The organism is uncultured Kluyvera sp. (assembly GCF_902485085.1).
In the GTDB taxonomy this organism is placed as follows: Bacteria; Pseudomonadota; Gammaproteobacteria; order Enterobacterales; family Enterobacteriaceae; genus Kluyvera; species Kluyvera ascorbata.
The window spans coordinates 53,124-77,616 of sequence record NZ_CABTJS010000009.1; the positions used below are offsets into that span (position 1 = coordinate 53,124).

The following is a 24,493-nucleotide window of genomic DNA, read 5'->3' on the forward strand; positions in this document are numbered from 1 at the left end:
CTACCCCATCAATTTGCCTCTGGGAATAATAAAAATGCATAAAAAATCTTTCCGTCTTGCCCTACCGCTCGTCCTCTGTGCCTGTACTGCGTCCGCGCTGGCAGCAGAACCCGTCGATCTACGCATGTCCTGGTGGGGCGGCAACGGCCGCCATCAGGTGACGCTGAAGGCGCTGGAAGCTTTTCATCAGCAGTATCCGGATATCAACGTCAAAGCCGAATACACCGGCTGGGACGGGCACACTTCGCGCCTGACTACGCAGTTAGCGGGCGGTACCGAGCCGGACGTGATGCAGACCAACTGGAACTGGCTAGCGCTGTTTTCTAAAGACGGTAACGGCTTTTACGATCTCAACAAGGTCAAAGCGGAGATTGGTCTCGACCAGTTTACCGCCAAAGATCTCCAGCCGGTCACGGTTAAAGGCAAGCTGAACGGGATCCCGGTCGCCATGACCGCACGTATCTTCTACTACAACGATCAAACCTGGAAAAAGGCCGGTATCAGCTACCCGAAAAACTGGGATGAGCTGATAAGCGCCGGGAAAACCTTTGAGAGCAAGCTTGGTAAGCCGTATTACCCGGTGGCTCCGGAAAGCCTCGGCGTGCTGGCGCTGCTCAACTCCTATATGGTGCAGAAATACAATATCCCGGCCATTGATGAGCAGAGCAAAAAATTCACCTACAGCGATGCGCAATGGGTCGAGTTTTTCCAGCTGTATAAAACGCTTATCGACAACCACGTGATTCCGGATATGAAGTATTACGCTTCGTTCGGCAAGGGCAATATGTATGAGATGAAGCCGTGGATTGAAGGGGAGTGGGGCGGCGTTTATATGTGGAACACCGCCGTCACCAAATACTCGGACAACCTCAAGCCACCGGCGAAGCTGGAGCTGGGTGACTACCCAATGCTGTCAGGCGCTACCGATGCGGGGCTGTTTATTAAACCGTCGATGATGCTGTCGATTGGCAAGACCACTAAACACCCAGAAGAAGCGGCGAAGCTGATTAACTTCCTGCTGAACAGCAAAGAGGGCGTAACCCTGCTGGGGCTTGAGCGCGGCGTACCGCTGAGTAAAAGTGCGGTGGCAACGTTGACGCAGGCCGGGGTGATTAACGATAAAGACCCGTCGGTTGCCGGTATCAAACAGGCGCTTGCGCTGCCGACCACACTTTCCGTTTCGCCATATCTGGAAGACCCGCAGCTGGTGCAGGAGTTTGATAGCGCGTTGCAGTCCATCGATTACGGTAAGAAAACCGTCGCCGAAGTGGCAACGGATTTCAAACGCCAGTCGGAGCGTATCCTGAAACGCGCAATGCGTTAACGTAACAGCGGACAGTCCGGCGGTAGGCGACAGCGCAGCGCCGCCGGTAAAATCTCCATACGGAAAGTTTTGCCACTGAGCGGCTCGCCGTCGAGGTTAAAGGTCATCTCGTGTGACGCGGTGACTTCAAACCACGGCGAGACGCTATCCACCAGATTCTCCGCGCCATCGTTGCTGGCGAGCGTATTAAATAGCGCCGGAATGAGTTCCTCTCCGGTGAAAATACGCAGGTGCAGCAAACCGTCGTTAATCAATGCGTCCGGACACAGCTGCTGCCCGCCGCCCGCCTGACGGCCGTTACCAATACCGATAACCAGCGCATCGCCCTGCCAGCTAAAGTTCTCGCCGCGAATTTCGCAGCGGTCTGGCTTCAGCGTATCCATCCGCATCAGCCCATGAATCAGGTACGACACGCCGCCCAGCGCGGCTTTGAGTTTTTCTGGCGTTTCGGTGGTGATGCGCGTGCCGAAGCCGCCGGTGGCCATATTGATAAAACAGGTTTTGTGGTTCACCTGGGCGATATCGACCGGCACGTCGCGACCGGCAATGGCGAGTTTCAGCGCATTAGCCAGATCCGCTGGAATATTGACGCTGGTGGCAAAATCGTTGGCGGTACCGAGCGGCAAAATGCCGAGCGCCGGTACCTCGCGGCTTTCACTGTGGATCAGCGCCGTCGCGACTTCGTTAATCGTCCCGTCGCCGCCGCCCGCGATCACCGTCTCGACGTTCAGGCGAATGGCCTCTTCCACATAACGCACCGCATCGCCTTTCTCCCAGGTGACGCGAACATGAATGGTCACCCCTTCATCGCGCAGCAGTTCAACCGCCTCGCGGAGCTGGGGGGTATTGGCACCCTTGCCGTTTAAAATCAATAAGCTTGCAGGAAAATCGGACATCCGTGGTACCTCTTTGTGGGGTATGCAAAGAGTGTAACAAATGATACGCAGATATGCCTGTTGTCTCTTATAGGTGACAAACATCTTGCCAGCTTGTCTCTTATAAGTGACAATTGAACTCGGGAAAAGGAATGAGGGTAAAGGGATGTACAAATCTCAATTTTATCAGGATGAAAACGGTGATAAGCCTTTTTGTGAGTGGTTAGCCCGACTAAAAAAGAAGGACCTCCTCGCCGCCGTAAAGATTGATACCAGACTAGACCGGGCTGAATCAGGAAACTTTGGTGATCACAAGTTTGAAAGGGATGGCGTCTGGGCGTTACGTATTGATTATGGCCCCGGCTATCGAGTGTACTACTCCTTAGAAGACGGCGAGATTATCCTTTTGCATATCGGCGGTACGAAGAAAACGCAGGCCGCGGATATCGATAAGGCAATTGAATATCTTAGAGATTTTAAAGCGAGGGCTAAATGACAATAGCGACTAAAAAAGTGGAAACCATTGCCCCAGCGGTGGATCGTGACAAGCTCATGATTGAAGCATTTCGAGCCGATCCTGAGTATGCGGACCTTTATCTCAAAACCGCGCTTGAAAATATTAATGAAGAAGGCGGTTTAGGGGGGTTCCTTATTGCATTACGCCGCGTGCTAGAAGCGCGTGGTGGTATCGCCGAGGCGGCGAAAAAGACGGGACTGGCGCGTCAGAGCATTTATCGTGCTTTATCTGAGAAGGGAAACCCGACGGTCACAACGCTTGCTCAGCTTGCTGCGGTAGCGGGTTTACAGCTTACGTTAAGCAAAGCACAACACTGAACTTTTGCTGCCAGACAAAAAAATAAGCCCGTGTAAGGGAGATTACACAGGCTAAGGAGGTGGTTCCTAGGTACAGCTAGCATTTATGGATTATGTTTTTCAGCGAAGCGAATGATACCTAGAATCGATTATTACGTCTGTGATCCATTTCTAAGAATCTTTGCTATTGAAAAACAATATAAATGTACTAGCTGGTATGCGGATTCCGAGTCGATTCTCCTGCGAAGTTACGCATCAGCAGGCCATACTCCAGCGCCACGTCTTCCGGTACGGGTAACCATACGGTGTGGCCATCGCCAGGTGCGACGGAAGTGGCTTCGCCTTTGAGGTTTTCCATGTGCTCAAGGGTGAAGTTGACGTTACCCTGCGGGGTCATCATTTCCAGGCTGTCGCCGACGGTGAATTTGTTTTTGACCGCGACGGCGGCCAGATTGCCTTTACGCTCGCCGGTAAATTCGCCGACAAACTGCTGGCGCTCGGAGACGGAGTAACCGTGCTCGTAGTTCTGGTAGTCGTCGTGGGTGTGGCGACGCAGGAAGCCTTCGGTGTAGCCGCGGTGCGCGAGGTTTTCCAGCGTTTCCAGCAGAGAGGCATCGAACGGTTTGCCCGAGGCGGCGTCATCAATGGCCTTGCGGTAAACCTGCGCAGTACGGGCGCAGTAGTAATGCGATTTGGTACGGCCTTCGATTTTCAGCGAGTGCACGCCCATCTGGGTCAGTCGCTCAACGTGAGCGATGGCGCGCAGGTCTTTGGAGTTCATGATGTAGGTGCCGTGTTCGTCTTCGAAGGCGGTCATGTACTCGCCCGGACGTTTGGCTTCTTCAATCATAAAGACTTTATCGGTTGGCGCGCCGATGCCTAATGTTGGCTCAACGTTCTGCACTGGAATCGGCTCGAATTTGTGGACGATGTTGCCCACGTCGTCTTCTTTGCCTTCCTGAACGTTGTATTCCCAGCGGCAGGCGTTGGTGCAGGTGCCCTGGTTCGGGTCGCGTTTGTTGATGTAGCCAGATAGCAGGCAGCGGCCAGAGTAGGCCATACACAGCGCGCCGTGAACGAAGATCTCAATCTCCATATCCGGCACCTGAGTGCGGACTTCTTCAATCTCTTCCAGCGACAGTTCGCGGGAGAGAATCACGCGGGTCAGCCCCATCTGTTTCCAGAATTTCACCGTTGCCCAGTTTACGGCATTTGCCTGAACGGACAGGTGGATGTCCATCTCCGGGAAGTTTTCGCGGACCAGCATAATCAGGCCTGGATCAGACATAATCAGCGCATCCGGCCCCATATCCACTACCGGCTTCAGGTCACGAATAAAGGTCTTCAGCTTGGCGTTATGCGGGGCGATGTTCACTACCACATAGAATTTTTTACCGAGCGCATGGGCTTCGTTGATGCCGAGCTGCAGATTTTCGTGATTGAATTCGTTGTTACGGACGCGCAGAGAGTAGCGTGGCTGGCCAGCGTATACTGCATCGGCACCGTAAGCGAAAGCGTAACGCATATTTTTCAGCGTTCCCGCCGGGGAAAGGAGTTCCGGTTTAAACATGATTATCTCGTTCTGATGACAGGTCAGATTCGTCGCACCTGATGCGGCGAGTTGGGGAGTGCCCCCACATTAAGGGCGGGCATTGTAGCGCTGTGGGGGAGGGGAGTAAACCTTTGTCCGCATTGTGCCGGATAAGCGCAGCGCCATCCGGCAACTCGTCACATTACGCCATGCGGCAGGCATCGGCTTCCCAACGGTAGCCTACGCCGTAAACGGCGCGAATAAACGACTGTTCGGCGTCCAGCGACTCCAGCTTACGACGCAGGTTTTTAATGTGGCTGTCGATGGTCCGGTCGGTCACCACGCGATAATCATCATAAAGATGGTTCAGCAGCTGTTCGCGGGAGAAGACTTTTCCGGGCTCCTGCGACAGCGTCTTCAGCAGGCGGAACTCGGCGGGCGTCAGGTCGAGCAGGCGATCGCGCCACGAGGCCTGAAAACGGTTCTCGTCCACGATAAGCGGGCTTTGCTCGTCCATGGCCTGCAGTTCGGTGCGTGGTTTGCAGCGACGTAAAATGGTTTTTACGCGCGCGACCACTTCGCGCGGGCTGTAGGGCTTACAGATATAGTCATCGGCACCAATTTCTAAGCCCAGCAGGCGGTCGATCTCTTCGATTTTGGCGGTGACCATCACGATAGGCACATCGGAAAAGCGGCGGATTTCACGGCATAGCGTCAGACCATCGGTACCCGGCAGCATCAGATCCAGCAGGATAAGATCCGGCGGGGTCTGATGAACGTACGGCAGCACCTTGTCGCCGTGGCTAATCAGCGTCGGGGCATAGTGGGCTGCCAGTAAATAGTCGATGAGCAGTTGTCCCAGTTTGGGTTCATCTTCAACAATCAAGATGCGTGGGGCGCTTTCATCAATCGGTAACTCGGTCATATTTCTCTCGATATTGCACGTTCCAGCGGTAATTCTACTTTAATGCTAACCCCACCAAAAGGCGAATGTCCGACGTTAAGCTTCCCGCCGTGGGCGGTGACGATGTTGGCGCAAATCGCCAGCCCCAGCCCGGAGCCGCCGCTGGCGCGGTTGCGTGAACCCTCGGTGCGGTAGAAGCGTTCGCACAGTCTTGCCAGCTGTTCGTCGGTGACGCCGGGGCCGCTGTCGGCAAATTCCAGCACGATATTCTGGGCGTCGAGCGCGGTGCGAATCAGCACCTGACCGCCGCTGTCGGTGTAGCGTAGGCTGTTTTCCAGCAGGTTGTTGAACAGCTGCATTAAGCGGTCCGGGTCGCCAAACACGGTGGCGTTTTCCGCTGACAGCGCAAGGTTAAGCGTTAGGCCTCGGCTGGCAAGGCGTTCGCGGAAGGCATCAGCGGCAATCTCCACCAGGGATATGATATCGACGGCGGATTTCTGATAGGCCAGCGCGCCCTCATCGGACATCGATAGCTGATGCAGGTCATCGACCAGCTTGGTCAGTGTGGCGACTTCGGCCTGTAGCGAAGTCACCGACTCAGGGGTGAATTTGCGCACCCCGTCCTGTATCGCTTCCAGCTCGCCGCGCAGTACCGCCAGCGGGGTGCGCAGCTCATGGGAGATATCGGCCATTAAATCCCGACGCATCTGCTGGTTTTTCTCAAGCGTACTGGCGAGCTGGTTAAAATCTTTTGCCAGACGGCCAAGTTCATCGCTGCTGTTAGCCGGAACGCGGGTCGAGAAATCACCCGCCGCTAGCTTGTGGGTGCCATCAACCAGCCGCCTGACCGGTGCCAGCAGACCGCGGGCCAGCGGGAAAGTGGCTAATGCCGCAAGCAGTGTGGCCAAGCCAACGATAAGCCAACTGGTGCGGCGCTGCTGCTGGTCAAAATTGATATCGGTGTTACGCGTCAGGCGCTCAACCGGCGAGGCGATAACCGCGCCAACTTCCATGCCGTTTACGATAATCCCACGGCGTGAGCCGTCGTGCGGAACCGCTTCGCGAGGGCCAACCAGCACGCGAGCGTTCTGATCGACAACCCAGAACTGCGTGCGCCAGCCGTGAGGCGGCATACCGCCGCGATCCGGTCCGCGGTCAGGTTCTCGTCCGGGCTCGCCGTCTGGCCCCGGTGGGCCCGGCGGTTGGCGGTCTTCGTTATTGTCATGCTCAAAAGAGCGCAGGATCTGGAAAATAAAACGGTCGTTATTGCGTAAAAAGCGCCAGTTTCCGTGCTGCGCATACTGTTCTGCCAGTGCGTCGCTGAGTAACTGTAATCGCTGCTCATTACCACGCTTGATGTAGTCAATAAAGCCACGCTCAAAGCTGATGCGTACAGCCCAGTGCATGCTAATAAGCAGCACAATACAGGTGGTTAAAATGACCAGAAACAGTTTGCCGGAGATACCCGGACGCCATAATTTCACGGTTTATTCCTTGAGTTTGTGTCGGGCGATCACCGCGTTTTTGGTGGTGTCGTCCGGGACGCGGGCAAAGACCAGCGCCGGGAGCGCAATAATCACGGCCATGCAGAGATAGGTATACATAAAGACGTGGTGGGTCGCTTCACTACCCACGGTAATGTGCTGCTGGCCGAAGGTACCGAGCAGAATACCGGCGATGGTGACGCCGATACTCATCGATAGCTGCATGATCATCGACAGCAGGCTATTGCCGCTGCTGGCATAGTCATCGGGCAGGTCTTTCAGAGTCAAAGTGTTCATCGACGAGAAGCGGCTGGAGTTCACCATCCCCTGCACGAACAGCACCACCGGCAGGGCGTAGTACCAGCCTGCCAGCGCGGTAAACATAAACAGCAGGCTGATAATCGCCAGGCTGACGGTGCTGAACACCAGCACGCGGCGATAGCCAAAGCGGTTCACCACCTGGACCACGATACGCTTCATTCCCATGCTGCCGAGCACCATTGGGATCATCATCAGACCCGCATGAAACGGCGCGAAGCCCATTCCAATTTGCAGGAATACCGGCGTCATAAACGGCAGCATGCCGCTGCCGATACGCCCGCTAAAGCTGCCGGCCAGGCCAAGCGAAAAGGTCGGGGTGCGGAACAGCTTCAGGCTGAATAGCGCGCTGTCGTTGCCGCGAGCATGCCACAGATAGATAACGATAGCGGCGATACCAATCGCCACCAGCGCGCCCACCATCAGCGGCGAGATACCCAGGCCTTTTTGTCCATCCAGCGCCAGGGTGAGCGTAGCCATCCCCAGCGCCAGCACGATAAAGCCGGAGATATCGAAACGCCGCGTTTGCACGGTGTAGTTGGGCATCAGGGCGAGGGTGGCGATACAGCCGATAATGCCGACCGGGATGTTAATGAGGAAAATCCAGTGCCAGGAGGCGTACTCGACCAGAATCCCACCGAGGGCCGGGCCGAGCAGTGGGCCAATCTGGCCGGGGATGGTGACAAACGTCATCGCCGCCATGTACTGGTCGCGCGGCACGATTTTCATCACCGTCAGCCTGCCTACCGGCACCATCATCGCCCCGCCAATACCTTGCAGGACGCGCGCCATGACCAGCTCGTTGAGCGTGCTGGATAGCGCGCAAAACAGCGAACCGACGGTGAAAAGCACAATGGCGGTGAAAAAGATATTGCGCACGCCAACTCGGTCAGCCAGCCAGCCGCTGGCGGGCAGCATGACGGCGACGGTTAGCACATAGGAAACCACCACCATGTGCATATGCAGCGGACTCTCCCCCAGGCTCAGCGCCATAGAGGGGAGGGCGGTGTTGACGATTGTGGTGTCCAGCGCTTGCATAAAAAAGCCGAACGCCACAATCCAGAGTTGCCAGCGAACGTTGGCAGGTAACTCAGTCATCGTTATTCAGTTACCGATTGTCGGGGTTGACGCGAAAAACGCAGACGCAGACGATCGAAGAACAGATAAACCACCGGGGTGGTGTAGAGCGTCAGTAACTGGCTCATCACCAGACCCCCTACAATCGTAATCCCCAGCGGTTGACGCAGCTCCGAGCCATCGCCCCCGGAGAGAACCAGCGGCAGCGCGCCAAAAAGCGCCGCCAGCGTGGTCATCATAATCGGGCGGAAACGCAACAGGCAGGCCTGGAAGATTGCCTCTTCTGGGGCCAGATTACCGTTACGCTGCGCTTCCAGGGCGAAGTCGACCATCATGATGGCGTTTTTCTTCACAATGCCAATTAATAACATGATCCCGATAAGGGCGATTAGGCTGAATGGGGCATTGAACAACTCCAGTGCCAGCAGCGCCCCGACGCCCGCAGACGGCAGCGTGGAGAGAATGGTCAGCGGGTGAACGTAGCTCTCATACAAGATCCCCAGCACGATATAGACCGTAGCAATCGCGGCGATGATTAAAATCACCTGTGAATTCATCGTGTCCTGGAACACCTGGGCTGTCCCGGCAAAAGAACCGCGCACCGTGTTGGGTACGCCGAGCTGCGTCATGGTGCGGTTGATGGCATCGCTTGCTTCCGACAGTGATTTGCCGGTTGGCAGGTTGAAGGAGATGGTCGATGCCGCCGACAGCCCCTGATGGTTAACCGACAGCGGCGCGTTCGCGGGCTGCCATTTGGCGAAGTACGACAGCGGAATGGCCTTGCCTTCGCTATTAATCACAAACATCTTGTCCAGCGCGCTGACGTCCTGGGTGTAAACCGGGTCCACCTCCATCACCACCTTATACTGGTTCAGCGGTTGGTAAATGGTGGATATCTGGCGCTGACCAAAGGCGTTATTCAGCAGGCTGTTGGCTGCTTCAACGCTGATCCCCAGACGAGACATGGTTTCACGGTCGTAGATAAGATCCATTTCCGCGCCGTTGTCCTGCTGGTCTGAGTTGACGTCGGCAAGCTCTGGCAGTGCGGCCAGCGCTTTACGGATTTTCGGCTCCCACTCCCGCAGTGCGCTAAGGTCGTCGGAGAGCAGGGTGTACTGATAGCTGGCATTGGCCTGACGGCCGCCGACGCGGATGTCCTGCACCGCCATTAAGAACAGGTTTGCCCCAGGCTCTTTAGCGAGCTTTTTACGCAGCCGGTCGATAATCTGCTGCGCCGTTTCATGGCGCTCATCGCGAGATTTCAGGGTGATAAACATCATACCGCTGTTGACGCGTGAACCGCCGGTAAAGCCGGTGACGTTGTCCACCGCCGGGTCTTCGCGGATGATCTTCATAAAGTCCTGCAGCTTGCCGCGCATCGCCTGGAACGAAATGCTCTGGTCAGCCTGAATTCCGCCCATCAGCACGCCGGTATCCTGTTCCGGGAAAAAGGTTTTAGGAATGCTGATATAGAGCCAGATATTCAGCGCAATGGTCGCGAGGAAGACGACGCCGACTAATCTGGCATGCGCCAGCACCCATTTCAGCGACTTACCGTAGCCCTGTTGCATGGCGACCAGCACGCGACCAAATCCCTTGTTGCGGGTTGGCGAATGTCGACGGTTGGTTTTGAGCATCCAGCCGCACATCATTGGCGTGAGGGTGAGCGAAACGGCGAGCGAAATACCGATAGCTACCGACAGCGTGACGGCAAACTCTCGCAGCAGCCTGCCCGGCAGGCCGCCCATCAGCAGCAGCGGCAGGAATACCGCCACCAGTGAGACGCTCATCGACAGCACGGTGAAACCCACTTCGCGGCTACCCTGAAGCGCCGCCTGCATGGGTTTCATTCCGGCCTCAATATGGCGTGAGATGTTTTCCAGCACCACGATGGCATCATCGACCACAAACCCGGTGGCGATGGTTAACGCCATCAGCGACAGGTTATTGAGGCTAAACCCGCACAGATACATGGCGGCAAAGGTACCAATCAGCGACACCGGCACCGCGACAGCGGGAATAAGCGTCGCGCGACCGGAACGCAGGAACAGGAACACGACCAGAATCACCAGCGCGACCGAAATCACCAGCGTCTGCTCAACTTCTTCCAGCGACGCGCGGATGGTTGGCGAGCGGTCCTGGGCAATTTGCAGGTCGATAGCCGCCGGAATGGTTTGCTGCAAGCCCGGCAACTCTGCCCGGATGCGGTCAACGGTGTCGATAATGTTAGCTTCCGGCAGTTTGCGGATCATCAGCAAAATGGCCGGTTTGGCGTTGGTCATCCCGGCGTTGCGGACGTCCTGCACCGAGTCAGTCACGGTGGCGACATCGCCAAGACGCACCGCGCCGCCGTTGTTGTAGTGGACAATCAGCGGCTGGTACTCCGATGCTTTCTTCAGCTCGTCGTTAGTCTGTAGCTGCCAGCGGTGGCTGGTATCCTCAATTGCCCCCTGCGGTTTACGCACGTTGGCATTGCTGATGGCGGTGCGCACGGCGTCCAGCGACACGCCCTGGTTAAACAGCGCCTGCGGGTTAAGGTCAACGCGCACGGCGGGCAGGGAGCTGCCGCCAACGTCGACGTCGCCCACGCCGTCAATCTGCGAAATGCTCTGCGCGAGCTGAGTTGACGCGAAGTCGTACAGCTCGCCCTGCGAATAGGTATCCGAGGTGAGCGTCAGGATCATGATAGGCGCGTCTGACGGGTTAGCTTTACGGTATGTCGGACGGCTTGGCATACCGCTTGGCAGCAGGTTTTGCGCGGCGTTGATGGCCGCCTGCACGTCACGCGCCGCGCCGTTAATATCGCGGTCGAAGTTAAATTCGAGAATGATGCGCGTACTGCCGAGCGAACTGCTCGATGTCATCTCGTTGACACCCGCGATACGCCCTAAAGAGCGTTCCAGCGGTGTGGCAACGGAGGACGCCATTGTCTCCGGAGACGCTCCCGGCAGCGAGGCGCTGATCATAATCACCGGGAAGTCGACCTGCGGCAACGGGGCCACCGGCAGCAGGCGGAATCCGAGGACCCCGCACAGCGTAATGGCGAGCGAAATTAAAATCGTCGCCACCGGACGATAGATAAAAAGCGCAAAAAATTTCACTTACGCTTCCTCTTCACGACGCGGGAACCGGCTTTTCAGGTACAGCGACAGTCGGTCGAACAACAGGTAGATAACCGGCGTGGTGAACAGCGTCAGCACCTGGCTTACCAGCAGGCCGCCGACCATGCCGATCCCCAGCGGACGACGCAGTTCGGCACCAACGCCGGTACTGAGCATCAGCGGCAGCGCGCCCAGCAGGGCCGCCAGCGTCGTCATCAGAATCGGGCGGAAACGTAGCAGACAGGCCTGATAAATCGCCTCGCGCGGCGCCATGCCCTGTTCGCGCTCTGCGGCGAGCGCAAAGTCGATCATCATGATCGCGTTCTTCTTCACGATACCAATCAACAGAATTATCCCGATGATGGCGATAACGTCCAGCTCGTTCCCCGCAATCATCAGCGCCAGCAGCGCGCCGACGCCAGCGGTAGGCAGGGTCGACAGAATGGTGATTGGGTGGATGAAGCTTTCATACAGCACGCCGAGCACGATATACATCGCTACCACCGCTGCGACCACCAGCCAGATGGTGCTGCTCAGCGCCGATTGGAAGGCGAGGGTACTGCCCTGGAATTCGGTACGAATATCCGACGGCAGATTCAGCGTTTTTTCGATATCCAGGATCGACTGCACCGCATCACCAAGCGAGTACTTATCCGGCACGTTGAACGAAATCGTGGTCACCGGGAACTGGTCGAGGTGGTTTATCGACAGCGGCGCAAAACGCTGCTCCACTTTGGCAATCGCGGTTAACGGCACAATGCCGCCGTCACTGCTGGTCAGACGAATGTTATCGAGCGCCGAAAGCCCCGGCGTTTCGCGGGTGTCGTGTTCCAGCACCACGCGATACTGGTTAGCCTGAGTGTAAATGGTGGAGATAAGGCGCTGACCAAAGGCGTTGTAGAGCGCGTTATCAACGTCCGCCATCGAAATGCCGAGACGGCTAGCGCTATCGCGGTCGACGTTAACGTAGGCGACCAGACCTTGATCCTGCCAGTCGCTGCTGACGTCAGAAAGCTGCGGCAGCGCCTGAAGTTGCTCCATCAGCTGCGGCACCCACTGGCTTAATGCGTCGAGCGAGTTGGCCTGTAGCGTGAATTGATACTGCGTGCGGCTCACGGTGGTATCGATAGTCAAATCCTGCGTCGGTTGCAGATAGAGCTGGATACCGGGAATGCGGTCGACCGACTGCTGAAGGCGGCTGATAACGGCCTGTACGCGGTCATCACGCTCGCTCAGCGGCTTGAGGTTTATTTGTAAACGGGCGCTGTTGAGCGCTGGGTTAGTGCCGTCCACGCCGACAAAGGAGGTCAGACTTTCAACCGCCGGGTCTTTCAGAATGGCATCTGCCACCGTCTGCTGGCGCTGCGCCATGCTGGCAAACGACACCGACTGCGGCGCCTGCAAGGTACCCTGAATAATGCCGTTATCCTGAATCGGGAAGAAGCCTTTCGGAATGGTCACCCACAGAATAATCGACAGCGCCAGCGTGCCGAGCGCCACGCTCAGGGTTAACCACGGATGGTTCAGCACGCGTGCCAGCAGGTGTCCGTAACCGGCAATCACCCGGTCAAAGAAGCGCTCGCTGGCGCGAGAGAAACGGTTCTGCTTGCGCAGCGATTCGTGGCTCAGCATGCGTGCGCACATCATCGGCGTCAGCGTGAGTGAGACCACGGCAGATATCAGGATTGCCACCGCCAGGGTGACAGCGAACTCGCGGAACAGACGGCCGACGATATCGCCCATAAACAGCAGCGGGATCAGCACCGCAATCAGCGAGAAGGTCAGTGAGATGATGGTGAAGCCAATTTCGCCTGCACCCTTCAGTGCCGCCGTCATCGGCTTCTCGCCTTTCTCGATATAGCGCGAGATGTTCTCAATCACCACGATGGCGTCATCGACCACAAAACCGGTGGCGATGGTGAGCGCCATCAGCGTCAGGTTGTTGATAGAGAAATCAAGAAACACCATCACCGCGAACGTACCCACCAGCGAGAGCGGAACGGCGACGCCAGGAATAATGGTCGCCGGGATATTACGCAGGAACAGGTAGATGATCATGACCACCAGCGCAATCGCCAGCATCAGTTCGAACTGGGTGTCAGAAACGGAAGCACGGATGTTGGTTGTGCGGTCGGAAAGTACCTCAACCTTAACCGATTTCGGCAGGCTTTCGGTGAGCTGTGGCAGCATCTGGCGGATGCTGTCCGCCGTGGAAATAATGTTCGCGCCCGGCTGGCGCTGCACGTTCATGACGATGGCCTGTTTTTTATTGGCCCATGCGCCAAGCCAGGTGTTCTCGGCACCTTGTTCCACGGTTGCCACGTCGCCTAAGCGAATTGGCGCACCATTTTTGTAGGCGATAATCAGCGCCCGGTACTCCTGCGCCGACTGCATCTGGTCGTTCGCTGAGAGCGTCACCGCGCGCGCTGGGCCGTCAAGGCTCCCTTTTGCCGAGTTGACGTTGGCGTTGGTAATGGCGGTGCGGATATCTTCGCTGGTCAGCCCGAGCGCGGCAATGGCCTGAGCGTTGAGCTTCACGCGTACGGCTGGCCGCTGGCCGCCCGCGAGCGTCACCAGACCAACGCCGGAGACCTGGGAGATTTTCTGCGCCACGCGCGTCTCGACCATATCTTCTACTTCGGTCATTGGCGTAGCGGTAGAGGTGACGGCGAGGGTCATAATCGGCGGATCCGCCGGGTTAACTTTGCTGTAAACCGGCGGGTTAGGCAGGTCGCTTGGCAGCAGGTTGGTCGCGGCGTTAATCGCGGCCTGTACTTCCTGCTCGGCGACGTCCAGCGGCAGCGTGAGCTGGAACTGGAGGGTGACGACCGACGCGCCGCCGGAGCTTTGCGACGACATCTGTTTGAGCCCGGACATCTGCCCGAACTGACGCTCAAGCGGCGCGGTAATGGCCGAGGTCACGACGTCCGGACTGGCACCCGGATAGAGCGTGACCACCTGAATGGTCGGGTAGTCGACTTCTGGCAGTGCAGAAACAGGCAGAAAACGGTAGCCGATAATCCCGGCCAGCAGAATTGCCACCATCAAAAGCGTGGTGGCGACAGGGCGCATGATAAACAGGCGGGATGGGCCGCCCGTGTTGCTCGGCGGTAAAACTTGCATCAGCCGCGCGCTCCTTTATGACCGGCGGCATGGCCTTCCGCCGCCGCTGGTTTTTCCGTGGCGGTTGCCGTGGCGTCGTGGGCGGTGACGACTTCCACTTTGGCGCCTTCGGTTAAGCGGTCAATACCGTCTGTGACCACGCGGTCACCCGCGGAGAGCCCGGCGTCGATCACCACTTTCTGGCTGTCCTGAATGCCCGGCACTACGGTGTGTTTGCTGACTTTGTTGTCGCTGTTCAGCACCCAGACAAAGTGCCCGTCGTTACCCATTTGCAGCGCCGCGGTTGGGATGACCACTGCATTTTGCTGAGTGTCTACCAGCATGCGTGCGTTGACGAACTGATTCGGGAACAGCGCATCGTCCTGGTTATCAAAACGTGCTTTGAGTTTGATGGTGCCGGTAGTGGCATCAATCTGGTTGTCGAGGCTCAGCAGCGTGCCGTTGCTCAGCTTCTGCTTGTTGGTGCGATCCCAGGCTTCAACCACCAGGCTTTTACCCGCTTTTTGCGCGGCAACCACGGTAGCAATGTCGTTTTCAGGCAGGGTGAAAACCAGATCGATCGGGTGCGTTTGGGTCAGAACGACGATACCGGTAGTGTCTCCACTGGAGATTTGGTTACCAATATCAACCTGTTTTAAGCCTACGCGGCCATCGATAGGTGCGGTAATACGGCTCCAGTCGAGCTGCAGCTGCGCGCTGGCAACGGCGGCTTCATCGGCTTTGATCGTGCCTTCGGTTTCGCTCACCAGCGATTGTTGGGTGTCCAGTTCCTGGCGAGAGACCAGATTGGTTTTTACCAACTGCTGATAGCGGGATAGATCGCGACGCGCGTTGGCGAGCGTGGCTTTATCTTTTGCCAGTTGACCCTGCGCCTGGGCAAGAGCGACTTTGAACTGGCTAGGGTCGATTTCTGCCAGTAGATCACCGGCTTTGACCTGCTGCCCTTCCTGGAAGTGAATCGCCATCAGCTGGCCGTCAACGCGGCTGCGAACGGTCACGGTATTGGCGGCGGTAATGGTACCGAGCCCGCTTAGATAGCGAGGCACAGCTTCACTGGTGGCGGTGGCTGCCTGAACTGGCGCCAGGGTGCCGCCAAAGCGCCCGCCGTGACGCCCACCGGCGGCAGGTGCGCCCGCCGGCTTCGCTGCGGTGGAACCGGCGGTATCAGAATTGCTGCTGAAGTGCCAGATACCAAACGCGACTGCGATCGCCACCAGCACGGCCAGCGCAATGCGCCAGCGATAGTTAAAAATGCCTTTCATTGTTATTCGTTTCTCGCCCTGAATCATTTCACGAAATGATACTAGTTTAGTAACGGAACGCTCAGAAAAAATGGAGGAAATATGAAAGACGGAAGGAATCGTCCGAATCCTGTACGGCTTTACGAGTAGGCTCGCAAACTCTGGGGACGAAACTGCGTGGAATGCCGACGCGTGCTACCGTCAGCGGCGTTTAGCAGGGCGCTAAAACAGGAAAGCCCCTCCTGACGAAGGGGCCTTATATAAGGAAAGGGTTATGATGAAGTTAGTCATCATACTGGTGATACTCTTAGTGTTTAGCTTACCGGCTTACTAAGACACCAGGGGGAGGATAAATCCTCCCTTACCCTAACTCCTTTACGATAGGTCGAAAAAACAGCGAAGTCAACGACGATATATCAGGCGAAAACCACCTGCGCCCAGCGGGCCAGACCGGCGGTTACCGAGCCAAAATCATCGCCGCCGGCAATTGGAATGCCGGGAAGCTGTTGGGCCAACGCTTTCTTAATCAGCGGTGAGCGTGCGCTGCCGCCGGTTAAGTAGATGACGTCCGGCTTTTCGCTGCTGTTTTCCAGCGCCAACTGCACCTGCTCGAGGATGCGCGTCAGCGGCTGGTTCAGCGCCGCTTCAAGACCGTCCTGGCTGATGGCGGTCGCCAGTTCATCGCTGATAAACGGCAGCGAGGTGTCAATCTGGGTGGTTTCGGACAGCGCGATTTTGCTCTCTTCGGCGCTACGCACCAGGCGGTAGCTCAGGCGCTGCTGCCAGACTTTATAGAGCAGAGAGACTTTCTCTGCATCTCGGGCATCGCGCGCCAGGTCGCGCAGTAGTCGGCCATTAGCCGCGCTGTAGAAGTCGGTCTGCGCCGGAACGTCGTTGATAGCCACCGCGTTCCACCATGGCAGAATCGGCAGAGCGATGCCTTTTTCGGTGTCGCCGCCCATGCCGAGCAGCGGCATCAGGCTCTTGAAGGCCAGCGCGATATCGAGGTCGTTACCGCCTACGCGGCAACCGCTGTGGCCCAGCAGGCTCTGTTCACGGTCGTGACGGGTGCGCCATTGTGGCCCCATCAGCAGCACTGAGCAGTCGGTGGTACCGCCGCCGATATCGACGACCAGCACGCGTTTTTCTTCGCTGAGCGTGGCTTCGAATTCCAGCCCTGCCGCGACCGGCTCATACTGGAACACCACGTCACGAAAGCCCGCGCGCTTTGCCGCACGTTCAAGGATGCCGACGGCCTGGGCGTTGGCTTCCTCGCCGCCAAGCCCCTGGAAGTTTATCGGGCGGCCGATCACCGCTTGATCCAAGCTTTCCGTCAGCTGTGACTGTGCCTGCTGGCGAATATGCAGCATCATCGAGCAGACCAGGTCTTCAAATACCGCCACCTGCTGCGGTTTCAGACCGCTCGCGCCAAGAAAGGATTTTGGTGATTTAACAAAATAGACCTCTTCCGGGTCCGTGATGTACTGTTTGAGCGAGGCAAGGCCAAACTGCACGCTGTTGCTCAGCACATCGATATCTTCTTCGCGGTTGAAGTTCATCGCCCGACGCAGCAGCGCCTGCGCTTCATCGCCGGTGGCGGGAACCTGATGATGGCGATAGAGCCATTCACTCACCGCTTCACGCGTAGGAGCAGAAAGCATAGAAGGCAGCAGCGTACTGCCGTTTTCCATCGTCAGCATGCGCGGAGCGCCATCCTGCATCACGGCGATAGAACAGTTCGCCGTACCGTAATCAAAACCAATAAACACGTCAATCATCCCCATGCCAGTGAAGAAAGGGGGGCGACTTTAGCGGAATGTCGCGAAGGCGGCAACAGGAATATGAAAGCAAGGTCACCGAGGTGATTACCCGCTATGCTATGACGCCGGGCCTACCGTTATGTGTTTAAGGAGCAACGATGTTTGAACTGCCGTGGTTACCGCCGTACGACTGGCAATGGATGTTTGGCTTTCTACAGGCGCGTGCTGTCAGCGGCATTGAACGCTTTCAGGACGGTAGCTACACCCGCAGTTGGCGCTGTGGCGAACATCACGGGCTTATCACCATGTCGCCCGACGCGGCGCATAACCGACTTTGCATCACGCTCACAGCCGGGCTTATGCCGGTTGCCGACCAGGCGCTGGACGGCGTGGCCAGATTATTGGATTTGCACTGCGACCCGCAGCTGATTCAACGCTCGCTGGGGAGTCTTGCAGCCGCCAGACCGGGGCTGCGCCTGCCGGGGGCGCTTGAAGCATTTGAACAGGGGATAAGGGCGATTCTCGGCCAGCTAGTTAGCGTGAAGATGGCCGCGACGTTGACCGGGAAAGTGGTGGCGCTCTATGGTGAGCCGCTGGCTGAAGAAGAGGGATTTTTCCTGTTTCCTACCGCTGAGCGTATGGCGGCGGGCGACCCGCTGGCATTAAAAGCGCTTGGGATGCCGCTAAAACGCGCGGAGGCGCTTATCTATTTCGCTCAGGCAACGGTCAACGGGGCGCTGCCGCAGACGCTACCCGCAGATGTCCCGCAGGCGCTAAAAATGCTGCAGCAGTTCCCCGGCATTGGCCGCTGGACGGCAAACTACTTTGCGCTGCGCGCCTGGCAGGCACAAGATATTTTTCTGCCGGACGATTACCTGATTAAACAGCGGTTTCCTGGGATGACGCCCGCGCAGATTCGCGATTATGCCGCGCGCTGGCAGCCCTGGCGCTCCTACGCGTTATTGCATATCTGGCATACGGACGACTGGTCGCCGGTATGAACCACCGGCGTGTAGACCGTGACTCTGCCGCGACCGTTGTTTTTTGAGTCGTAGCAGGCAGCATCGGCCTGTACCAACAGTTCCGCCAGTTTTGCGTTGTGCTCATGTACCAGCGTTAACCCAGCGCTGGCACCTACCCGGTGCAGGCGGCCTGCCCATATAAATTCGTAGTGATTAATCGCATCGACGACGCGCTCGGTAACATTTACCGCTTGCTCTGTGGAGCAGTGGCGCAGAATAAAACCGAATTCGTCGCCGCCCAGACGCGCCAGAATGTCGCTGGGACGCAGCACTGAGCGCATCAGCTTGGCAATTTCGTGCAGCAGGGCATCGCCCGCAGCGTGGCCCGCACTATCGTTAACGGCTTTGAAGAAATCGAGATCGAGCATAATCAGCGCGTGCGCCTGGTGGCTACCCGGCAGCGCTTTCAGCAGGCCTTTCAGCTGGCTTTCAAAACTGGCGCGGTTTGGCAGCCCGGTCAACGCATCGTGGGATGCGCTGTAGCTGAGCTGGCGCAACAGCTTACGCGACTCGGTCACGTCCTGAATAACCAGTACGAACCCGATGCGTTCACCATCAAGGGTTTTCAGCGGCGTCATGCTGTAGTGAATATCATAGCTGCCGCCGAAGCGATTTTTTAGAGTGTTGTCGTACGCGGCATCGCTTTCCGGGCCAGCCTGTGCGCTGAGTGCCTCCAGCTTCTCTCCATCCGGCCCTTCGGTAATACGCAACACGCTAAGCAACGGCTTGCCCTGAGCTTCCGATTGTTTCCAGCCGCTCATCTTTTCCGCGACCGGGTTCATGAAAATAATGTTTTGCTTATTGTCGGTGCTGATCACCGCATCATGAATGGAGTCGAGGGTGATATGCAGGCGCTCTTTTTCCTGGAACAACGCTTCATTGGCTTGGGTTATCCCCGCCATCAACGCTTTATTCGCTTCACGGCTCTTTTTCAGCGAGTTGATATCTTCAACCTGCTTAATGAAATAAAGCGGCGTGCCGTCGTCATTGCGCACGACCGAGACGGCGAGCAGCGCCCAGACGACTTCTCCCTGCTTGGTGCAGTAGCGTTTTTCCAATGAATAGCTGTCAACTTCACCGCAACTCAGTCGATCGAGTTGAGCCAAATCGGTGGCTAAATCTTCCGGCCAGGTCACCTGCTGGAAGGTCATCCGGTGAAGTTCCTCCTGGCTGTAGCCGAGGAAGGCACTCAGCGATTTGTTGACCTGCATCCACTGCCCGTAAGTGTCGACCAGCCCCATGCCGATGGCGGAATACTCCATCGCATTACGAAAGCGGGTTTCGCTCTCGGCAATATGTCGGCGTTCGTTGTGCACGGCGTACATGGCGATACTCATTACGCCGGTTGGTAGTAGTACCATCAGGAACGGCAGTCCCGGCATATTGTGCAGTCGATAGCTATTCAGGGTGTTCTCAATCATGTGCTGAACCAGCGGGTGCAGTGAGGTCAGCATCAGCACAACCATAATGGTCAGCAGGGAAATGATAAACGCCTCTAAACGCGGCAGGCGTACGGCGCTCCACATCAGCAACACCATGATGAAGGTGAACGGCCACGGCAGATAGAGCATGGCTGTAATGCTTAGCGCCAGGGTAATCACGGTGGTCAGCAGCGTAGAGAACAACAGTGAGGTATTTTGATAACGTGTGGCAAACCGGGCTTTCAGCAGCAGGCCAATCGGAACCAGCGCTAACGCACCGGTGGCTTCAGCGATCGCCCACACGATCAGCGTTTGCAATGCGTTCGTGCCGGGAGAGAGGCTGGCGACCAGAATGCCGCCCAGCAACGCTGGCACCAGCGCGCAGGCGATCGCCATGCGGGTCCAGTCCACCAGGTTTTGCAGTGGGTTATCGAGCACCAGCCAGCGGCGCAGCAGCAGTGCACCGACCAGCGCCTCCAGAATGTTAATCGCCGGGTAGGTGAGCGTGACCGCTGACGGTGAGTACAGGCTGGTTGCGGCAATAACGCCCAATGCTCCCGCCAACGCAATACCGGGCCACAGGGAACGTTTAAAACGATAGAATCCCGCCATCATGACTGCTGTTGGAAGCCACACCGGCGAAAGGTCACTCGGATGATGCATTAGCGCGAAGGAGTAAAGTGTGAACAGGAACGTCAGGAGCCCAAGGCTGAACAGGAGTTGCGCCGTGCGAAACGGTGAGGTCAGAACGATGGGGATGTACTGTTTTTCTTTCTTCATTACCACGATTATCCGGAGCGACACGGTCCGGCCTTGCTGACATTACCGTCGAGTATGCACCAACTTACGCGCCATTTATCGGTTCGATGACACTTATTGACAATAATCGGCAATTGATCACAAGTGTAATATTTTCTTCATGAATAACGATTTGCGCTGCAACAAGCCTCGGCGGCGTTTCGCCGATTGTCGCTACCGATCGATGCATACGACTGGTATCGTCGCTATGAAATCCCTATAATTGCCGCGTTTGGCGCTGGTACATGTGATTATTCAGAACTTCACCTCTTGAATAATATTGTCTGTCCGTGCCGTCCTTCCTATCATCCAGGTTAATCGGGTCGCAAAATTTATGACTGATAAGTCTCATCAGTGCGTCATTGTAGGCATCGCCGGCGCATCGGCTTCAGGTAAAAGTCTTATTGCTAGTACGCTGTATCGCGAGTTACGCGAGCAGGTTGGTGATGAGCATATCGGTGTTATCCCTGAAGATAGCTATTATAAAGACCAAAGTCACCTGTCCATGGAAGAGCGGGTTAAAACCAATTACGACCATCCTAACGCGATGGACCACAGTCTTCTGTTCCAGCATTTGCAGACCTTAAAACGCGGCACCGCTATTGAGCTGCCGGTTTATAGCTACGTCGAGCACACCCGTACTCAGGAAACGATCCACATCGAACCGAAAAAAGTGATCATTCTTGAAGGGATCCTGCTGCTGACGGATGCGCGTCTGCGCGAAGAGATGAACTTCTCTATTTTCGTCGATACTCCGTTGGACATCTGCCTGATGCGTCGTATCAAGCGTGACGTTAACGAGCGCGGGCGTTCAATGGACTCCGTGATGGCGCAGTATCAGAAAACCGTGCGTCCAATGTTCCTGCAGTTTATTGAACCTTCCAAGCAGTACGCTGACATCATCGTGCCGCGCGGAGGCAAAAACCGCATCGCCATCGATATTCTGAAAGCGAAAATTAGTCAGTTTTTTGAATAACTCACGCGAATTGTGTAACGTGCATTAATAGCCCTCAACCATGCCGGAAGAGGGCAGTAGTACATTAAGGAGAGTGATATGCGTCTGTGTGACCGAGATATAGAAGCCTGGCTGGATGACGGCCGACTGTCGATTAACCCGCGTCCGCCGATTGAGCGTATCAATGGCGCGACGGTTGACGTACGTTTGGGCAATAAGTTTCGGACCTTCAGCGGTCATACGGCGGCCTATATTGATTTAAGCGGCCCGAAGGCGGAAGTCAGCGCGGCGCTGGATCGCGTGATGAGCGAAGAGATTGTGCTGCCTGAAGGCGATGCATTCTATCTGCACCCGGGCGAACTGGCCCTGGCGGTCACGCTGGAGTCGGTCACGCTGCCGGCGGACCTGGTCGGCTGGCTTGATGGTCGTTCATCGCTGGCGCGTCTGGGGCTGATGGTACACGTGACCGCGCACCGTATCGATCCAGGCTGGTCTGGCTGCATCGTGCTGGAGTTCTACAACTCAGGCAAACTGCCGCTGGCGCTGCGTCCCGGCATGCTGATTGGCGCGCTGAGCTTTGAGCCGCTGTCCGGCCCGGCCGCTCGTCCATATAACCGTCGCGAAGATGCTAAGTACCGCGACCAGCAGGGTGCGGTCGCCAGTCGTATCGATAAAGACTGAACCATCGCGAACCTGATGAGGGTGCCATGAGACGAATATTGACGACGCTGATGATCCTGCTGGTGGTGTTGGTTGCCGGCCTGTCATCGCTGGTGCTGCTGGTGAATCCTAACGATTTCCGCAGCTATATGGTGAAGCAGGTAGAAGCGCGTAGCGGCTACCAGCTTCAGCTCGATGGTTCTCTGCGCTGGCACGTCTGGCCGCGCTTAAGCATCCTCGCAGGGCGAATGACCCTCACCGCGCCGGGCGCCACCGCGCCGCTGGTGCGGGCTGACAATATGCGTCTTGATGTGGCGCTTTTGCCGCTGCTTTCTCATCAGCTTCAGGTGAAGCAGGTGATGCTGAAAGGGGCGGTCATTCAGCTCACGCCGCAAACGGAAGCCGAACGCGCGCAAAATGCCCCGGTCGCCCCGAAAGGCACATCGCTGCCGCAGGAGCCCGGTGATCGCGGCTGGTCGTTTGATATCGGTGCGCTGCAGGTTGTCGACAGCGTGCTGGTTTTCCAGCATGAAGATGATGAACAGGTCACGGTACGCGATATTCGCCTGCAGATGGAGCAGGATGCCAATCATCAGGCTGAAGTAGATTTTTCCGGCCGCCTCAACCGCGATCAGCGCGATTTAACTCTTAGCTTCTCCGCGCAGGTTCAGGCGGGTGACTATCCTCAACGCCTTGATGCCCAGTTATCTCAACTCAGTTGGCAGCTTCAGGGCGCAGACCTTCCGCCGCAGGGAATTAGCGGTAATGGAAGTCTTAACGCCAGCTGGCAGGATGCCACGAAAAAGCTGAGCTTTAGCAATCTTAGCCTGACGGCCAATGACAGTACGTTGGCGGGTTCTGGCAGCGTCATTCTGGGGGATTCCCCGGTCTGGGTGCTGAATCTGCAATCCGATAAGCTCAATCTGGATAACCTGCTGCTGCATTCGGATATCCTGCCTAACGGCGGCAATGGTGTCCAGAAGGCGCAGGCAACGCCTAAGCAGCCACGTCCGATTATTGCCAATGGGGTTAGGGTTGTCCCTTACAGTGGACTGAGCGGCTTTGAAGGGACGCTGGCAATGACGGCGAAACAGATTAGCTGGCGAGGGATGCCGTTCACCAACGTCAGTATTGCGGCCAGCAACCAGCGCGGTCTTTTGCAAATCACCCAACTGGAAGGCTCGCTTGATGGTGGGACGCTTTCCCTGCCAGGTACGCTCGATGCGCGTGACGGCACGCCGCAGGCAGAATTCCAGCCGAAGCTCGATAACATCCAGATTGGCAGCCTGCTCAAAGCCTTTAATTACCCTATCAATATGACCGGCAAAATGTCGCTGGCAGGGGATTTCTCCGGCACCGTGATTGATGCAAACCATTTCCGTCGTGACTGGCAGGGACAGGCGTCTATTGAGATGCAAAATACCCGTACCGAGGGGCTCAACTTCCAACAGCTGGTCCAGCAGGCCGTTGAACGCAGTACCGATGTGCGTGCCCAGGAAAACTACGATAGCGCCACGCAGCTGGATAAGATGACGACGGATATTGACCTTGATAGCGGTATTCTGACGCTCAGTAATATCCGCGGTTCCTCATCCCTGATGACGTTGAACGGTAAAGGGACGCTGAATCTGCTGAAAGAAGAGGGCGATTTACAGTTTGCCGTTCAGGTGATTGACGGCTGGCAAGGGCAGGGGAAACTGATTGATATGCTGAAGCAAACGGCCATTCCGCTGCGCGTATACGGTAAATGGTCCGCGCTGAATTACAGTTTGCAGGTGGATCAAATCCTGCGACGTCAGCTACAAAATGAAGCTAAGCGCCGGTTGAATGACTGGGCTGAGCGGAATAAAGGGACGCAGTCCGGTAAGGAAGTGCAGAAGCTTCTGGATAAACAGTAGGTCGGAAAAGACGGTAGCCGCCATCCGGCTGACAAACAAAACCCGGCATTGCGAAGCTCTGCCGGGTTTTATTGTCACCCCTAAACCACCTCCTAGGGAGGTGGTGATTGATCCTGTAAGGCTATAGCCTGAAGAATGCCCATGCCGGAATATCTCTGCTTACTCACCACAAGTAAAAGGAGACAAAC

General features: G+C 56.7%; 18 protein-coding genes. 8 read left to right on the top strand and 10 right to left on the bottom strand.

Annotated elements, in window-relative coordinates:
* The first annotated feature begins 34 nt into the window (after positions 1-34).
* Entirely contained in the window at positions 35-1,324 is a 1,290-nt protein-coding gene (locus tag RDN66_RS01725) for an ABC transporter substrate-binding protein (protein WP_227675145.1), read from the top strand.
* Here RDN66_RS01725 and yegS read toward each other — a convergent pair.
* Positions 1,321-2,220 carry a lipid kinase YegS gene (gene yegS / locus RDN66_RS01730; RefSeq protein WP_270501755.1) on the bottom strand — a complete coding sequence of 300 codons (900 nt, stop codon included), beginning with the start codon at positions 2,218-2,220 and terminating at the stop codon, positions 1,321-1,323. The genes RDN66_RS01725 and yegS overlap by 4 nt on opposite strands.
* Positions 2,221-2,365: 145 nt before the next feature.
* Between yegS and RDN66_RS01735 the strand changes: the two genes are divergently transcribed.
* Both RDN66_RS01735 and RDN66_RS01740 read left to right on the top strand, forming a co-directional pair.
* Positions 2,366-2,695, top strand: coding sequence for a type II toxin-antitoxin system RelE/ParE family toxin (locus RDN66_RS01735; protein ID WP_202217619.1), 330 nt, complete (start codon positions 2,366-2,368; stop codon positions 2,693-2,695).
* Positions 2,692-3,033, top strand: coding sequence for a DNA-binding protein (locus RDN66_RS01740; RefSeq protein ID WP_202217620.1), 342 nt, complete (start codon positions 2,692-2,694; stop codon positions 3,031-3,033). The genes RDN66_RS01735 and RDN66_RS01740 overlap by 4 nt, the downstream gene beginning before the upstream one ends.
* Positions 3,034-3,220: 187 nt before the next feature.
* Here the strand turns inward: RDN66_RS01740 and yegQ are convergent, their stop codons facing one another.
* The 7 genes from yegQ to RDN66_RS01775 all read right to left on the bottom strand — a co-directional run bounded on the left by yegQ (position 3,221) and on the right by RDN66_RS01775 (position 15,812).
* Positions 3,221-4,582, bottom strand: coding sequence for a tRNA 5-hydroxyuridine modification protein YegQ (gene yegQ / locus RDN66_RS01745; RefSeq protein ID WP_202217621.1), 1,362 nt, complete (start codon positions 4,580-4,582; stop codon positions 3,221-3,223).
* A 163-nt stretch (positions 4,583-4,745) separates the two neighbouring features.
* On the bottom strand, positions 4,746-5,468 hold the full coding sequence (baeR, locus tag RDN66_RS01750) for a two-component system response regulator BaeR (protein WP_035893781.1): 723 nt from the start codon (positions 5,466-5,468) through the stop codon (positions 4,746-4,748).
* Entirely contained in the window at positions 5,465-6,931 is a 1,467-nt protein-coding gene (baeS, locus tag RDN66_RS01755) for a two-component system sensor histidine kinase BaeS (protein WP_035893779.1), read from the bottom strand. The genes baeR and baeS overlap by 4 nt, the downstream gene beginning before the upstream one ends.
* Positions 6,932-6,934: 3 nt before the next feature.
* Complete coding sequence (locus tag RDN66_RS01760) at positions 6,935-8,347, bottom strand: MFS transporter (protein ID WP_308537484.1); 1,413 nt, start codon at positions 8,345-8,347, stop codon at positions 6,935-6,937.
* A gap of 2 nt (positions 8,348-8,349) precedes the next feature.
* Positions 8,350-11,427, bottom strand: coding sequence for a multidrug efflux RND transporter permease subunit MdtC (gene mdtC, locus RDN66_RS01765; protein ID WP_202217622.1), 3,078 nt, complete (start codon positions 11,425-11,427; stop codon positions 8,350-8,352).
* Positions 11,428-14,550, bottom strand: coding sequence for an MdtB/MuxB family multidrug efflux RND transporter permease subunit (locus RDN66_RS01770; protein WP_202217623.1), 3,123 nt, complete (start codon positions 14,548-14,550; stop codon positions 11,428-11,430). It lies immediately after the preceding gene.
* The gene (locus RDN66_RS01775; RefSeq protein ID WP_202217624.1) at positions 14,550-15,812 is read right to left on the bottom strand and encodes an MdtA/MuxA family multidrug efflux RND transporter periplasmic adaptor subunit; all 1,263 of its coding nucleotides are present in this window, start codon (positions 15,810-15,812) and stop codon (positions 14,550-14,552) included. Before RDN66_RS01775 ends, RDN66_RS01770 begins: the two co-directional genes overlap by 1 nt.
* A gap of 253 nt (positions 15,813-16,065) precedes the next feature.
* Between RDN66_RS01775 and RDN66_RS24255 the strand changes: the two genes are divergently transcribed.
* Positions 16,066-16,125: a type I toxin-antitoxin system Ibs family toxin gene (locus RDN66_RS24255; RefSeq protein ID WP_185667046.1), complete on the top strand. Its 60-nt coding sequence runs from the start codon at positions 16,066-16,068 to the stop codon at positions 16,123-16,125.
* Between the two features lie 82 nt (positions 16,126-16,207).
* Here the strand turns inward: RDN66_RS24255 and yegD are convergent, their stop codons facing one another.
* A complete protein-coding gene (gene yegD / locus RDN66_RS01780) occupies positions 16,208-17,560 on the bottom strand; it encodes a molecular chaperone (protein WP_202218088.1) in 1,353 nt (450 codons plus the stop codon).
* A gap of 149 nt (positions 17,561-17,709) precedes the next feature.
* On the opposite strand from yegD, the gene alkA reads away from it, so the two are divergent.
* Positions 17,710-18,552, top strand: coding sequence for a DNA-3-methyladenine glycosylase 2 (gene alkA, locus RDN66_RS01785; protein ID WP_202217625.1), 843 nt, complete (start codon positions 17,710-17,712; stop codon positions 18,550-18,552).
* Here alkA and RDN66_RS01790 read toward each other — a convergent pair.
* A complete protein-coding gene (locus RDN66_RS01790; protein WP_202217626.1) occupies positions 18,504-20,774 on the bottom strand; it encodes a diguanylate cyclase domain-containing protein in 2,271 nt (756 codons plus the stop codon). The two genes, alkA and RDN66_RS01790, sit on opposite strands and share 49 nt — an antisense overlap.
* A gap of 352 nt (positions 20,775-21,126) precedes the next feature.
* On the opposite strand from RDN66_RS01790, the gene udk reads away from it, so the two are divergent.
* The 3 genes from udk (at position 21,127) to asmA (ending at position 24,305) form a co-directional block, all read left to right on the top strand.
* Positions 21,127-21,768, top strand: coding sequence for a uridine kinase (gene udk, locus RDN66_RS01795; protein WP_035893767.1), 642 nt, complete (start codon positions 21,127-21,129; stop codon positions 21,766-21,768).
* Positions 21,769-21,846: 78 nt separating this feature from the next.
* The gene (dcd, locus tag RDN66_RS01800) at positions 21,847-22,428 is read left to right on the top strand and encodes a dCTP deaminase (protein WP_035893765.1); all 582 of its coding nucleotides are present in this window, start codon (positions 21,847-21,849) and stop codon (positions 22,426-22,428) included.
* A 26-nt stretch (positions 22,429-22,454) separates the two neighbouring features.
* The gene (gene asmA, locus RDN66_RS01805) at positions 22,455-24,305 is read left to right on the top strand and encodes an outer membrane assembly protein AsmA (RefSeq protein WP_202217627.1); all 1,851 of its coding nucleotides are present in this window, start codon (positions 22,455-22,457) and stop codon (positions 24,303-24,305) included.
* Positions 24,306-24,493 lie beyond the last annotated feature (188 nt).

What these genes read in the sequence shown, in the direction of transcription:
- baeR (WP_035893781.1), bottom strand. Translation starts at nt 5,468, where the DNA reads ATGACCGAGTTACCGATTGATGAAAGCGCCCCACGCATCTTGATTGTT.
- RDN66_RS01740 (WP_202217620.1), top strand. Translation starts at nt 2,692, where the DNA reads ATGACAATAGCGACTAAAAAAGTGGAAACCATTGCCCCAGCGGTGGAT.
- yegQ (WP_202217621.1), bottom strand. Translation starts at nt 4,582, where the DNA reads ATGTTTAAACCGGAACTCCTTTCCCCGGCGGGAACGCTGAAAAATATG.
- RDN66_RS01790 (WP_202217626.1), bottom strand. Translation starts at nt 20,774, where the DNA reads ATGAAGAAAGAAAAACAGTACATCCCCATCGTTCTGACCTCACCGTTT.
- udk (WP_035893767.1), top strand. Translation starts at nt 21,127, where the DNA reads ATGACTGATAAGTCTCATCAGTGCGTCATTGTAGGCATCGCCGGCGCA.
- yegS (WP_270501755.1), bottom strand. Translation starts at nt 2,220, where the DNA reads ATGTCCGATTTTCCTGCAAGCTTATTGATTTTAAACGGCAAGGGTGCC.
- RDN66_RS01775 (WP_202217624.1), bottom strand. Translation starts at nt 15,812, where the DNA reads ATGAAAGGCATTTTTAACTATCGCTGGCGCATTGCGCTGGCCGTGCTG.
- asmA (WP_202217627.1), top strand. Translation starts at nt 22,455, where the DNA reads ATGAGACGAATATTGACGACGCTGATGATCCTGCTGGTGGTGTTGGTT.
- alkA (WP_202217625.1), top strand. Translation starts at nt 17,710, where the DNA reads ATGTTTGAACTGCCGTGGTTACCGCCGTACGACTGGCAATGGATGTTT.
- RDN66_RS01770 (WP_202217623.1), bottom strand. Translation starts at nt 14,550, where the DNA reads ATGCAAGTTTTACCGCCGAGCAACACGGGCGGCCCATCCCGCCTGTTT.
- RDN66_RS01725 (WP_227675145.1), top strand. Translation starts at nt 35, where the DNA reads ATGCATAAAAAATCTTTCCGTCTTGCCCTACCGCTCGTCCTCTGTGCC.
- RDN66_RS01760 (WP_308537484.1), bottom strand. Translation starts at nt 8,347, where the DNA reads ATGACTGAGTTACCTGCCAACGTTCGCTGGCAACTCTGGATTGTGGCG.
- RDN66_RS01735 (WP_202217619.1), top strand. Translation starts at nt 2,366, where the DNA reads ATGTACAAATCTCAATTTTATCAGGATGAAAACGGTGATAAGCCTTTT.
- dcd (WP_035893765.1), top strand. Translation starts at nt 21,847, where the DNA reads ATGCGTCTGTGTGACCGAGATATAGAAGCCTGGCTGGATGACGGCCGA.